The organism is Serratia sp. NFX21, from assembly GCF_048517035.1.
Lineage (GTDB): Bacteria > Pseudomonadota > Gammaproteobacteria > Enterobacterales > Enterobacteriaceae > Serratia > Serratia quinivorans.
In genome coordinates, this window is record NZ_CP183196.1 from 145,060 (window position 1) to 157,785 (window position 12,726).

Genomic DNA, 12,726 nt, shown 5'->3' on the forward strand with positions numbered 1-12,726 from the left:
AAGCGCGCGTTTGTTGTATTTTTAGGCTCTTCCCGGTGTTAGAAGACGAGCTGTAGGTGGTGCTGAGGCAAAGGTTCTATCTCGATCAATATCACCGCACACTCATTGTTACCGGTATCATGATACCGGTAACAACCCGATCGCCGGAACCGGGTAATGGGCTAAAATTCCCGTTCTGGGATAGAGATCAAACTTATGGGGGTAACAGGGGGCAGGCTTACAGAGGGAAATGAAAACGCGCCAAGCAGCGCGGTTCCAAAATTAAAATGGCTTAAAACCGATCAGATACTGCCACCGGGGATCACGGTGAAACCAACGTCCACCATGCGCGGGCTGACCGTTTCACCCCGCAGTCGGGCCAACAGGCGTTCGGCGCCGATTTGCCCCATACGTTCACGCGGCGTCAACACGCTGGCCAGCTTCGGCACCATCACCTGACCGATATCGTGGCCGTGGAAACCGGCAATCGCCATATCGTTGGGGATCGACAGCCCCTGCCGCTGGCACTCGAAGGTAGCCCCTATTGCCAGGTCATCGTTGGTGCAGAAAATACTGTCAATCTGCGGGTAGTCGCGTTGCGCCTGACGCAGCAATTCTCCCCCGGCGGAATAAGAAGACGAACGCGCCGTCATCACGCTGTACGGCTGCAGGCCGGATTCACGCATCGCCTGTTCATAGCCCTGCTGTTTGATAATGGTACGTTCGTCCTGACGCGCGCCGAAATACACCACATGGCGATGGCCGTGCGCGATGATTTGCTGAGTCATCTGGCGTGCGGCCTCAAAGTTATTGAAACCTACCGCCAGATCGATACAGGGCGAAACGCAGTCCATCAGCTCGACGACCGGGATACCCGCAACCTCGATCATTTTCATGGTACGTGGCGTATGGTGACGTTCAGACAGGATCAACCCATCAATATTGTAAGACAGCAACGAGGTCAGGCGCTGTTCTTCACGCTCCGGCAAATAGCCGTAGTGCGCCAGCATGGTCTGGTAATTGTGCGCATCGGTGACGCTCTCGATGCCGCGCAATACTTCGGCAAACACCTGGTTGGTCAGCGACGGCAGCAGGACGCCAATGGCGCGGCTGGTGGAGTTGGAAAGGATATCCGGCGCACGGTTGGGAATGTAGCCCAGCTCATCAAGCGCGACGGCAATTTTTTGCTGCAAGACGGCAGAAACCTGATCGGGATTACGCAGATAACGGCTCACCGTCATCTTGGTTACGCCAACCTTGTCTGCAACATCTTGGAGTACCGGCCGTTTTTTCTTCATTATCAATGAACTGGCTAACCGTGAATGGGCGCTCATTTTAGCAAAAAAAAACCGGGGCCGATATTGTTGGTTGTTGGAAGGTATGACGCAAAAAGGGCCCACCGCGTGAGCCCTTGATATTTACCGCTTAATCAGACTGGCGGCAGATCGAACAGCAAGATTTCGCTGTCTTCATCGGCCTTAATCGACAGTGCAGTTTCATCCCACACCGCGAAAGCATCGCTGGTGCCGGCCTGTTGACCGTTGACCGTCACCTTGCCGCGTACCACCTGGATCCACACGCGACGTCCGGCTTCAATCGGGCACTCCGCCAGTTCGTCTTTACCTAACGCCCAACGGGACAGCGTCATGTCCTGGAACACCTTCAGTGAACCTTCACGTGCGTCCGGCGACAGCACCAGTTGACGGCCCTGCGGCGCATCAAACATGCGTTGCTCATAACGCGGTTCCAGCCCGACCCGATCGGGAATGATCCAAATCTGGTACAGGTGCAACGGACGATCGCTATTGCCGTTGTACTCGGAGTGACGTACTCCGGTGCCGGCACTCATGATCTGGAATTCACCGGCCTGGATCTGCTCTTTATTGCCCATGCTGTCCTGGTGTTCTACCGTGCCGCTCAGCACGTAGGTCAGGATTTCCATGTCTTTATGCGGGTGGGTGCCAAAACCCTGCCCTGCGTCAATCACGTCTTCGTTGATCACCCGCAGCGCCGAAAAACCCATAAAATCAGGATCGTGATAGTTGGCAAATGAGAAGGTGTGCCAGCTGTCCAGCCAACCATGATTGGCATGACCGCGATCTTCTGCCTTACGTAAATAAATCATATTCAACTCTCCTCAATGTTTTTTACAGTCTAGTCCTGACAGCAGAATAAGAAAGCGCAAAAAACTCTTCCCTCTGTTCAAAAAATTAGATGGAGTTCTGGAGCCATGGGCAGTGAATTTGGAGGAGGCTTGGAGGGCGGAACGCAGGCAAAAAAAAAGCCAGCACCCGAGCTGGCTAAGTAATACTTGGAAGCAATGTGAGCAATGTCGTGCCTTCGTAGCGAGGGTACCAAAGGTTGATACTCTCCCGAGAACGCATCGCAATAATAATCATTATCATTCGTATCTGTAAAGCGTTTTTTTAACCAATCCGAAATAATATTGACTCGAAACATTAAACGGATAAATTCAGAGGTTATTCAACCGGTAAGCCAAAGGAGCAGCGTAATGAGTGAAATCGTAGTTCGTCACGTGGAAACGGCAGATGCACAGGCCCTGCATCAACTCTATTCTCAGCCGAAGGCTTACCGTGACACGCTACATCTTCCACTACATTCAATCGAGTCGTGGCACCAACGCCTTGCCAACCTTGAACCGGGTACCCATAGCCTGGTGGCCTGCATCGACGGGCAGATCGTCGGCCAACTGGGCCTTATGCTGAACCAGCGGGTGCGCCGCCGTCACGTGGCGAGCTTTGGCATTGGCGTTGATGACCGTCATCAGGGCAAAGGCGTCGGCAGCAGTCTGATGACCGCGATGATTGACCTCTGCGACAATTGGGCGGCCATCGAACGCATCGAACTGACGGTGTTTACCGACAATCAGGCCGCCATTGCGCTTTACCGCAAGTTCGGTTTTGAAATTGAAGGCACCAGCCGCGCCTATGCCATGCGCGACGGCGAGCTGGTCGATTCCCATCACATGGCGCGTTTTCGCAGCGAACAGCAGAAAAAAACCTCATTATGAGTGAAAGCAAAAGTGGATCAGGGGCGGCAAACCGCCCCTTCACCGTCAGCCGCCGCACCTTTGTGCAAACGCTGGCCTGCGTAACGGGTGCTATCGGCATCCTTTCTCCCACCACCTTTCTGGGGGCCGCGATGCCAACCTCTCCAGCCGTCCGTACCGGCGCCCGTAACCTGATTACCGACGTGCCCGGTCTGCGGGTCGGTGTCGCCCAGGACAGTCGGGTGCGTACCGGTACCACGGTGATCTTGCCGGATCGCCCGGCGACAGCCGCCGTCGACGTACGCGGTGGCGGCCCGGCAACCCGTGAAACCGATGCGCTGGGTGAAGATAACCTGGTGCAAACCCTCGATGCGCTGGTGCTGAGCGGCGGCTCGGTGTATGGCCTGGCGGCGGCGGATGGCGTGGCCGCCTGGCTCGGGCAACAGGGCAAAGGCTATGCGCTGCGCCCGGCTCCGGGCGTGCCGGTCTCCCCGATCGTGCCCACCGCCTGCCTGTACGATCTAAGCAACGCCGGCGATAAAGACTGGCAGCTTAATCCTCCTTATCGTCAGCTGGGGATCGAGGCTGCGAGCACAGCAGGTCACGACTTCCCGCTCGGTACCGTAGGCGCAGGCTATGGCGCCATGACCGGCATGGGCAAGCTGAAAGGCGGCCTCGGGTCGGCTTCAATCATGGCGGCTAATGGCGCTACCGTCGGCGCACTGGTAGCGGTCAACAGCCTGGGTTCTGTGGTGGCCCCCGGCACCCGCGCCTTCTGGGCTACACCTTATGAAATCAACGGCGAGTTTGGCAATGGCGGGGCCTCGGCACTGGCACAACTGCACGGCCAGGGCGAAGACTGGATGCCCGAAGAACCGACGGGCGGCAGGAAGAACACCACCCTGGCCTGTATCGCCACCGATTTGACATTGACCCGGGTAGAGCTTAAACGCGTGGCAATGATGGCACAGGACGGCATGGCGCGGGCTATTCGCCCATTGCATAGCCCATTCGACGGCGACGTGGTGTTTGCCCTGTCCACTGGCCAGCGTAAAGTCGAAGGCAGCCGAGAGCTGGCGGTGCTGCAGATTGGTGCGCTGGCGGCGGACACTCTGGCGCGAGCGATCGCCCGTGGCGTGTACGCGGCAACCCCATGGCCCGGCGGACAGGTCACCACCTGGAAAACCCTCGCCTGACAGCCGGAATAAAAAGGGGCGCATTGATTAATCAAGCGCCCCTTGCAGATCACGGCCGGATTAAATGCCGGCAGTCTCTTTGATATAACGCCGTGCCTTCACCGCATACTCAAACGGATTGGCCAACGCCGGATCCTGCTCGGCCTCCACCACCATCCAGCCTTTATAACCGCGCTCGTCCAGTAGTTTAAATACCGGCCGGAAGTCGATCACTCCGTCACCCGGTACGGTGAAGGTGCCTTTCTTCACGCCGTCGAGGAAGCTCAGTTTGTTGGCCTTCACCTCTGCCACCACTTCGTCGCGCACGTCCTTCAAATGCACATGGTTAATGCGCGGCAGATATTTTTCCAGAATTGCCATCATCGCCTGCTGGCTGCCTTCGGAGTAGTAGGCGTGGCCGGTATCAAACAGCAGGTAGACGTCGTCGTTCACCATGCTCATGTAGCGGTCAATCTCCGCGGTAGTCTGAATGCCGGTGCCCATATGGTGGTGCAGGCAGACCTGCATCCCCTTGTCAGCGGCAATTTTAGCCAGCTCATTGTAGCCATCGGCCACTCGCTGCCACTCTTCATCACTGAAATACGGCTTCTCTTCGAACACCCCTTTGGTAGTGCCCTGAATGCTCTTGCTCTGCTCGGAACAGCCAATCACTTTGGCGCCCATCGCATGCAGGAAATTCATATGGTTAATAAACTCATCGATGGTTTTTTCTTTCAGGCCATCGGCGAAGAAGGTGCTGAACCAGGCGTTGCAGATCTGAATGCCGCGGATATCCAGCATCGGTTTCAGCACCGCCGGATCGCGCGGGTACTTGCTGCCCACTTCGCTACCGGTGAACCCGGCCAGCGCCATTTCACTGACGCACTGTTGGAAAGTATTCTCTTTGCCCAGGTCAGGCATGTCGTCATTGGTCCAGCCAATCGGGGCGATGGCCAGTTTTACGTTGTCTTTATTCATTTTCAGCCTCAATAATCGAAACGGCCCGACGGTGATGCCACCCCGCGCAGCCGAGAAATTTATTTACCCAGCAGCTCTTTTTCGATGCGCTCGCGGGTCGCTACCGCCTGGATTTTCATTCTTTCCGGATAACCAAACAGCGAGGTGCAGATAATCGACTCACCGCCGACCTTAAAGCTGCGGTTGGCAAACTCCATATCGCGCAGGGTCTGGAACAGGGTATCGAAGTCCACTTCCCCTTCGCCGATGCCCATATGCTGGTGCACTGCGGCATCGACACCCGGCGGGTTGACGATATAGCGACAGTGTTTGGTATGGTTCATGGTGTCGGCGATCAACACGTGCGATAGATCGTCACCGGCATATTTCAGCATGCCGGCCACGTCACCCTGGCCTTTGTCGTAGTAGAAGGTGTGCGGCACGCTGTAGAGGTACTTGACGTGATCGCTACGTAGCGATTTAACGATATCGGCGGTTTCATTGCTCAACTCGCAGAAGTCCCACGGGTGAGACTGGATCTCCATGCGAATACCTTCGCGCTCGATAATCGGCAACAGCTCTTCCATGGAGCGATACCACAGCTCTTCACAGATCTCCGGTTCATTAGGGTTGCCCGCCAGTTCGGTGTTGATCACCTGCACGCCCATTTCCACCGCGATCTCTATCATCCTGCGCCAGTTTTTGACCGCCGCCTGGCGACGATCTTCCCCCGGGCCGGACCAGCGATACACCACGATAAATGAGGAAATCTCCACGCCGGTGGCCTTCAGCGCGTTTTTGTATTCCGCCATCACTTCACGCCCGGCCTTCGGGTGCTTGTAGAACGGATTGATCTGCGGATGCGGCGACTGCTCAATATACTGATAGCCCCAGTCCGCCACCTGCTGAACCATTTTAGTGATGCCCAGGTCCCTGATGACATCAACATCAAAAGCGATCTTCATGGTGATTCCCCTTTAAACGTGAGTACCGCGTTCAGCACACTACTTGTTGTAGAACGCCGGGCGCGGCGGCAGAGTCACAGGTACGATCTCGCCGCTGAGCTGCGCAGCCACGCAGGCATCGGCCGTCACGGCTGCAGCATAGCCGTCCCAGGCGGAAGGGCCGGTCAACTTGCCGGCCAGCACGTCGTTGATAAAGCCTTGCAGCTCAACGTCGTAAGCATCAATAAAGCGATCTTTCCAGTCGGTCAGAATTTCGGTAGAGAGTTTGGCCCCGCTGCGCATCTGTACTGAAGACGGCTCCGGCAGTTTGGCAATGCCGGTTTCACCCACCACTTCACACTGGATGTCATAGCCGTACTGGCAGTTAACGAAGATTTCGACGTCGATGCGCGTGCCCTTGGCGGTTTCAAACAGCACGATCTGCGGATCTTTCAGGTGCGGGAATGCCTTGGTACTTTTGCGCGGGAACACCACCTGAACCGAAACATAGTCGTCATCCAGCAGCCAGCGCAGCACGTCGATCTCGTGGATCAGGGTGTCGGTGATCGCCATATCCGTGGTGTAAGCTTCACCCACGGTGGGGTTGCGGTGTGCACAGTGCAGCATCAGCGGTTCGCCGATTTGCCCACTGGTCAGCACCTGCTTCAGTGCTCGGTAGCCCTGATCGTAAGGGCGCATAAAGCCTACCTGCACCAGGCGTTTGCCGTGTTTGGCTTCTGCCTCAACGATGTTTTTACAGCCCTGCGCAGTGACCGCCAGCGGCTTCTCGCAGAATACCGGCTTGCCGGCGGCAATCGCCGCCAGCACGAACTCTTCGTGGCTCGGGCCCCAGGAGGTCACCAGCACCGCCTGCACGTCCGCGGCCTTGACCAGATCGTGGCCATTGTCATACACCTTGGCGTCCAGCTTCAGATCGCTCACCACCTTGGCGGCGTTGTCACGATTGATATCGTTGACCGCCACGATGCGGCTGCCCTGCAACACTTTGCTGCAGCGACGAATGTGATCCCGACCTATTGCGCCGGTACCAATAACCCCAATGTTCAGTGTCATTTTCGTTATCCTCTTCAAATAGTTGCGGCAGACGCAAGGTCTGGGTCATCAAGCAATGTGTTAATCAGTAGTCGCGGGCCTTGTCGATGTTCTCTTGCAGCTTGCGGGCCACGGCGACAATTTTTTCGCTGTCCGCCACCTGAGCACCGCCCACGCGCCACCAGCTGAGATATTTGTGCACCATGGTTTTTGGCAGCACTTTGATGTCCAGCAGGGTAGAAACGCTTTGCAGGCGAGCATCAGCCAGCGCCTCGATCAGCTGTTGTTCGGTGGTCACGCTGTAGGTTTTACAACCGTAAGCCGCCGCCAGCATGGCGAAGTTGACCGGAACCAGTTTGCCGTCGAGTTTGCCACCCTGCGGGTTGCGGAAGCGGAATTCGGTGGTGTAGCTGTCCATACCGTGTTCCATCTGCAGGTTGTTGATGCAACCGTTGGTCATGTTGTCGAACAGCACCACGTTGATTTTGCAGCCTTCCTGAATTGAGGTGACCAGCTCGGAGTGCAGCATCATAAAGGCACCATCGCCGACCATCGCGTACACTTCACGCTGCGGCTCTGCCAGCTTGACCCCCAGCGCGGCGTTGACCTCGTAACCCATGCAGGAATAACCGTACTCCACGTGGTAGCCGTGCTCGCCATGGTTCTGCCACACGCGCTGTAAATCCCCCGGCAGGCTACCGGCAGCGGCGACGATCACGCTGTCCTGCGGCAGATGCTGGTTTAGCACCCCCAGCACCCGGCTTTGGGTTAGCAGTGAATCGGTCTTTTCGATAAATTCGGCAAACACGCTGTCGCGATCGAGGTGGTCGTCAATTTCCGGTACAAAACCTTCGCCGGTGTATTCCACCGCATAAACTCGGGCGGTTTCCTGCTGTTGTGCGCTACGCGCTTCGGCAATGGCGTTGCCCCAGCCGGCGCGGTAATCGGCCTGAGCCAATAATGCCCCCAGGGCAGACAGTGCCTCACGGGCATCGGCCAGTACCTGCAGGCCGTCGAGCTTACCGGCGTCGAAGGCGCTGACGTTGACGTTGAGAAAATCAACGTCAGGATTCTGGAACAGCCATTTGGACGAAGTAGTGAAATCGGTATAACGGGTGCCCACGCCAATCACCAGATCGGCCTGTCTGGCCAGGGTATTGGCCGCCAGACAGCCGGTTTCACCAATGCCGCCCAGGTTAAACGGGTGGTTGGACGGGACTGTGCCCTTGCCGGCCTGGGTTTCCACAAACGGTATCTGGAAGCGTTCTGCGAACTCGCGCAACGCCTGACCGGCCTGCGAATATTTCACCCCACCGCCGCACACCAGCAGCGGTTGACGCTTGGTGGTCAGCAGCGCCAGCGCGTCGGCCAACATGCCTTCGGTCGCCGGACGGCGATCCAGCCGGTGCACGCGTTTTTGGAAGAAGTAGTCAGGGTAGTCATAGGCTTCACCCTGTACGTCCTGCGGCAAACTCAGCGTCACCGCACCGGTTTCCGCCGGATCGGTCAGCACGCGCATCGCGTTGATACAGGCGCTCATCAACTGTTCCGGTCGCACAATGCGATCCCAATACTTGCTCACCGCGCGGAAAGCGTCGTTGGTGCTGATACTGAGATCGTAGGACTGTTCAATCTGCTGTAACACCGGGTCCGGTTGACGTGAAGCGTAAACATCGCCCGGCAGCAGTAATAAAGGAATGCGGTTGGCGGTGGCCGTCGCAGCGGCGGTGATCATATTGGCGGCGCCGGGACCGACAGAAGAGGTGCAGGCGTAGATCTGTTGACGCAGTTTCTGCTTGGCAAAACCGGTCGCTGCGTGAGCCATGCCCTGCTCATTACGCCCCTGATGCACGATCAGATCACCGCTGTCCTGTTCCAGCGCTTGCCCCAGACCGAGTACGTTGCCGTGACCGAAAATCGCAAAGATGCCTTTGACGAATTTGGTTTCCACGCCGTCGACTACCAGATACTGGTTATCAAGGAACCTGACGAGTGCCTGTGCCATGGTTAACCGGATCTTGCCCATTTGCTCACCCTTTTAGATTAGTCGCGCCCGCTCCGGCAAAATACCTGCATGCCGAGCCTGGAATCTCTGTGGTCCCCGTTGCCTTCAAGCGCGCTGCGCTACTTAGGCCGACAACCTGAAACGTGAAGCGATTATAAACAAATATATTTTTCATAAAATCACATTACAGAAGAAACATTTCATTTTGCGATAAAGATCGCATATTGATGAAAACGACGTTTCATTCATGCCTTTAGAATTCACTGACTTAGCGCTCCAGCTCCCGCCGACACCTCAGTCCAGCAGCAGCCGAGGGTACCGCAACCCTTGGCATCGTCAGCTTGTGACACAAGCGATAACCTTGCCGTTAACCGGTGTTTTCGTATCAGGCAGGACGCGGTTTTTAGTGCTTTCAGCTAACGTATTGGCGCCGTTTTAAATGCATCACATTTTTGGGGTATAAATTTCATTCAATCTTGAAATTGAAATTTTTATTCCTCATACTCCAAAAATGCTTCGTAGTCGGGGTTTGGCTTAATACAGAAGGAAACGGGTATGGCTACACAAGAAAAACAGCTTGATGTCATTTGTCTCGGGCGTATTGCCGTCGATTTCTATGCACAACAGATCGGCGCACGCCTGGAAGATGCCAGCACATTCTCCAAATATCTCGGTGGCTCTTCCGGCAACGTGGCTTATGGCACCGCCATTCAGGGCCTGAAGTCCGGCATGCTGGCCCGCGTCGGCGACGAGCATATGGGCCGTTTCCTGCGTGAAGAACTGCAACGCGTCGGAGCCGACACCCAGTGCCTGATCACCGACCCCCAGCGGCTGACCGGTCTGGTGATCCTCGGCATCAAGGATCAGGAGACCTTCCCGCTGATTTTCTACCGTGAGAACTGTGCCGATATGGCGCTGACGCCGGACGATATCGATGAGTCCTACATCGCGTCATCACGCGCGCTGGCTATAACCGGCACTCACCTGTCACACCCAAACACCCGCGCCGCGGTATTAAAAGCGCTGGAATACGCCCGCCGCCATGGCCTGCGCACCGCGCTGGATATCGACTACCGACCGGTGCTGTGGGGTCTGACGTCGCTGGGTGACGGTGAAACCCGCTTTGTCGAGTCAGAGAAAGTGACCCGCGAACTGCAGGAGGTGCTGCATCACTTTGATCTGATCGTCGGCACCGAAGAAGAGTTTCATATTGCCGGTGGCAGCACCGACACCCTGACCGCGCTGAAAAACGTGCGTAAAGCGACCCAGGCCACGCTGGTCTGTAAGCGCGGCGCACAGGGCTGTTCGGTATTCGAAGGCGAGATCGCCGCCGACTGGCAGCAGGTAAAACTGCATTCCGGGGTGCGGGTTGAAGTGCTGAACGTGCTGGGCGCAGGCGATGCCTTTATGTCCGGCCTGCTGCGTGGCTATCTGAACGATGAAGGTTGGGATCAGGCCTGCCGCTATGCCAATGCCTGCGGCGCATTGGTGGTTTCGCGCCACGGCTGCGCCCCGGCGATGCCCAGCAAGCAGGAGCTGGATGACTATCTGCAACGCGAACAGCAAGTGAAACGCCCGGACCGCGATGAGCGGCTTAACCATCTGCATAGGGTCACCACCCGCAAACAGCAATGGCCGGAACTGTGCGTGTTCGCCTTCGATCACCGCAAACAGCTGGCGGATATGGCGCGAGAAGCCAACGTCAGCGAAGAACGCATCCCCAAACTGAAAACCCTGCTGCTGACGGCGGCGCAACAGGCCGCAGAGACCGCCGGGCTGAAGGGCAACAGCGGCATTCTGGCCGATACCACCTATGGGCAGGCGGCGCTGAACCAGATCACCGGGCAGGGTTGGTGGATAGGCCGACCGGTCGAACTGCCCGGCTCACGTCCGCTGCGGTTGGAGCACGGCAATATTGGCTCGCAGCTGATCGACTGGCCGCAGGAGCACGTAGTGAAATGTCTGGTGTTTTACCATCCGCATGACGCCGCCGAACTGCGCCGTGAGCAGGATGAACTAATTGGCGATGTGTATCGCGGCTGCTGCAAATCCGGCCATGAACTGTTGCTGGAAGTGATCCTGCCGGAAAGCAACGCCGACAAGGATGAAAGCCACTATCTGGAAATGCTGCAGCACTTTTATCAACTGGGAATTAAACCGGACTGGTGGAAGTTGCCGCCGTTGAGTGCTGAGAACTGGCAGCAGGTCGGCGCGTTGATCGACGCTAACGATCCCCAGTGTCGCGGGGTGCTGATTCTGGGGCTGGATTCGCCGGAAGAAACGCTGAAGGCGGGCTTTGCCGCGGCGGCGGATGCACGCTGGGTAAAAGGTTTTGCCGTCGGGCGCACCATTTTTGGCCAACCTTCACGCCGCTGGCTGCAGGGTGAGCTGGATGACGCCGCGTTAATCGAGCAGGTGAAACAAAAATACCTGACGCTGATTGGTTTCTGGCGTCAATATCGCCCAACCTCTCACCAGCATTAATTGCCGAACCCTCCCCTTAAACGGATTTTCGCCGCTTTAAGGGGATTTTTTTGCCTTTTTTCTGTGAAGTAACGCAACTTGCAATCGAATAAATCGCTTTTTGTTGAAATGAAATTTCCAATCCATCTGTTAGAATAACCTGTCAATAACTCAGGCGTCAGGCCGATACGCCTTAGCCCCCACTGCGAGCCGAATGGATGAACAACCCAACTCAACTTTCGCTGTTACAGGACGAGATCCGCCACCGTTATGAAACGCTGAGCAAGCGTTTAAAACAGGTGGCGCGTTACATTTTGGATAACAGTAACAGCATTGCTTTCGATACCGTCGCCTCCATCGCCGCACAGGCCAGCGTCCCCCCTTCAACCCTGATCCGCTTTGCCAACGCCTTTGGCTTTAGCGGTTTCAACGAAATGAAACAGGTTTTCCGCCAGCACCTGATGGAGGAAACGGTCAACTATACCGAACGGGCACGCCTGTTCCGGCAGACCTCTACCGACGGTAACGTGGCCCCGGAAAAGCCGGCGGAAATCCTTAACGTTTTCACCATGGTCAATGCCCAGGCGCTGCAACAATTGGCGATGCAAACCAGTTCCGAGCAGTTGGATCGGGCGGTTGAACTGCTGAACAACGCCGAGAATATCTACGTGATTGGCCTGCGTCGCTCATTTAGCGTCGCATCCTATCTCACCTATGCGTTGCGCCATCTGGAGCGCCGGGCGTTCCTGATCGACGGGCTGGGCGGCATGTTTACCGAACAGCTCAGCATGGTGAAGCCGAATGACGTGGTGATTGCCATCAGCTATTCGCCGTATGCGCAGGAAGCACTGGAACTGGTTGAATTAGGTGCCAAGAACGGAGCGCAGCAGATCGCCATAACCGACAGCCAGGTCAGCCCGTTGGCTGCCTTCAGCGACGTGTGCTTTGTGGTACGAGAGGCGCAGGTGGATGGCTTCCGCTCCCAGGTTGCTTCAATGTGTCTGGCGCAGACCCTGGCAGTATCGCTGGCGCTGAATAACGCCAAAGAAGAGTAACGAAGAATTACCCTCTCCCTTGGGAAAGGGTAGGCATAGTGGCGTGAAATCCCCTCACCCCGGCCCTCTCCCCCTGGAGAGGGTG

The 12,726-nt window shown here is 56.6% G+C and carries 10 protein-coding genes; 4 read left to right on the plus strand and 6 right to left on the minus strand.

All coding sequences use genetic code 11. The features are described 5' to 3' along the window. Window positions 1-281: 281 nt before the first annotated feature. On the minus strand, window positions 282-1,277 hold the full coding sequence (gene gntR / locus ACNT1W_RS00760) for a gluconate operon transcriptional repressor GntR (RefSeq protein ID WP_017894317.1): 996 nt from the start codon (window positions 1,275-1,277) through the stop codon (window positions 282-284). A gap of 131 nt (window positions 1,278-1,408) precedes the next feature. Continuing rightward, window positions 1,409-2,104, minus strand: a complete 696-nt coding sequence (locus ACNT1W_RS00765) for a pirin family protein (RefSeq protein ID WP_012147328.1) — start codon at window positions 2,102-2,104, stop codon at window positions 1,409-1,411. A gap of 387 nt (window positions 2,105-2,491) precedes the next feature. Between ACNT1W_RS00765 and ACNT1W_RS00770 the strand changes: the two genes are divergently transcribed. Further along, entirely contained in the window at window positions 2,492-3,010 is a 519-nt protein-coding gene (locus ACNT1W_RS00770; protein WP_419246285.1) for a GNAT family N-acetyltransferase, read from the plus strand. After that, window positions 3,007-4,185, plus strand: coding sequence for a P1 family peptidase (locus ACNT1W_RS00775; RefSeq protein WP_419246286.1), 1,179 nt, complete (start codon window positions 3,007-3,009; stop codon window positions 4,183-4,185). Before ACNT1W_RS00770 ends, ACNT1W_RS00775 begins: the two co-directional genes overlap by 4 nt. A 60-nt stretch (window positions 4,186-4,245) precedes the next feature. Here the strand turns inward: ACNT1W_RS00775 and iolE are convergent, their stop codons facing one another. The 4 genes from iolE to iolD form a co-directional block, all read right to left on the minus strand. Continuing rightward, entirely contained in the window at window positions 4,246-5,142 is an 897-nt protein-coding gene (gene iolE, locus ACNT1W_RS00780) for a myo-inosose-2 dehydratase (protein ID WP_017894322.1), read from the minus strand. A gap of 59 nt (window positions 5,143-5,201) precedes the next feature. After that, entirely contained in the window at window positions 5,202-6,086 is an 885-nt protein-coding gene (locus tag ACNT1W_RS00785; protein WP_419246287.1) for a sugar phosphate isomerase/epimerase family protein, read from the minus strand. A gap of 39 nt (window positions 6,087-6,125) precedes the next feature. Then, complete coding sequence (locus tag ACNT1W_RS00790; RefSeq protein ID WP_115183591.1) at window positions 6,126-7,139, minus strand: Gfo/Idh/MocA family protein; 1,014 nt, start codon at window positions 7,137-7,139, stop codon at window positions 6,126-6,128. A gap of 64 nt (window positions 7,140-7,203) precedes the next feature. Beyond that, entirely contained in the window at window positions 7,204-9,144 is a 1,941-nt protein-coding gene (gene iolD / locus ACNT1W_RS00795; protein WP_112364237.1) for a 3D-(3,5/4)-trihydroxycyclohexane-1,2-dione acylhydrolase (decyclizing), read from the minus strand. Between the two features lie 534 nt (window positions 9,145-9,678). On the opposite strand from iolD, the gene ACNT1W_RS00800 reads away from it, so the two are divergent. Beyond that, a complete protein-coding gene (locus ACNT1W_RS00800) occupies window positions 9,679-11,607 on the plus strand; it encodes a bifunctional 5-dehydro-2-deoxygluconokinase/5-dehydro-2-deoxyphosphogluconate aldolase (protein ID WP_012147335.1) in 1,929 nt (642 codons plus the stop codon). A gap of 197 nt (window positions 11,608-11,804) precedes the next feature. Further along, window positions 11,805-12,641 carry a MurR/RpiR family transcriptional regulator gene (locus ACNT1W_RS00805; protein WP_012147336.1) on the plus strand — a complete coding sequence of 279 codons (837 nt, stop codon included), beginning with the start codon at window positions 11,805-11,807 and terminating at the stop codon, window positions 12,639-12,641. The last annotated feature ends 85 nt before the right edge of the window (window positions 12,642-12,726 follow it).

Excerpts from the sequence above, each read along its gene's own strand:
- gntR (WP_017894317.1), bottom strand. The coding sequence starts at position 1,277 with ATGAAGAAAAAACGGCCGGTACTCCAAGATGTTGCAGACAAGGTTGGC.
- ACNT1W_RS00805 (WP_012147336.1), top strand. The coding sequence starts at position 11,805 with ATGAACAACCCAACTCAACTTTCGCTGTTACAGGACGAGATCCGCCAC.
- ACNT1W_RS00785 (WP_419246287.1), bottom strand. The coding sequence starts at position 6,086 with ATGAAGATCGCTTTTGATGTTGATGTCATCAGGGACCTGGGCATCACT.
- ACNT1W_RS00800 (WP_012147335.1), top strand. The coding sequence starts at position 9,679 with ATGGCTACACAAGAAAAACAGCTTGATGTCATTTGTCTCGGGCGTATT.
- iolD (WP_112364237.1), bottom strand. The coding sequence starts at position 9,144 with ATGGGCAAGATCCGGTTAACCATGGCACAGGCACTCGTCAGGTTCCTT.
- ACNT1W_RS00765 (WP_012147328.1), bottom strand. The coding sequence starts at position 2,104 with ATGATTTATTTACGTAAGGCAGAAGATCGCGGTCATGCCAATCATGGT.
- iolE (WP_017894322.1), bottom strand. The coding sequence starts at position 5,142 with ATGAATAAAGACAACGTAAAACTGGCCATCGCCCCGATTGGCTGGACC.
- ACNT1W_RS00790 (WP_115183591.1), bottom strand. The coding sequence starts at position 7,139 with ATGACACTGAACATTGGGGTTATTGGTACCGGCGCAATAGGTCGGGAT.
- ACNT1W_RS00770 (WP_419246285.1), top strand. The coding sequence starts at position 2,492 with ATGAGTGAAATCGTAGTTCGTCACGTGGAAACGGCAGATGCACAGGCC.
- ACNT1W_RS00775 (WP_419246286.1), top strand. The coding sequence starts at position 3,007 with ATGAGTGAAAGCAAAAGTGGATCAGGGGCGGCAAACCGCCCCTTCACC.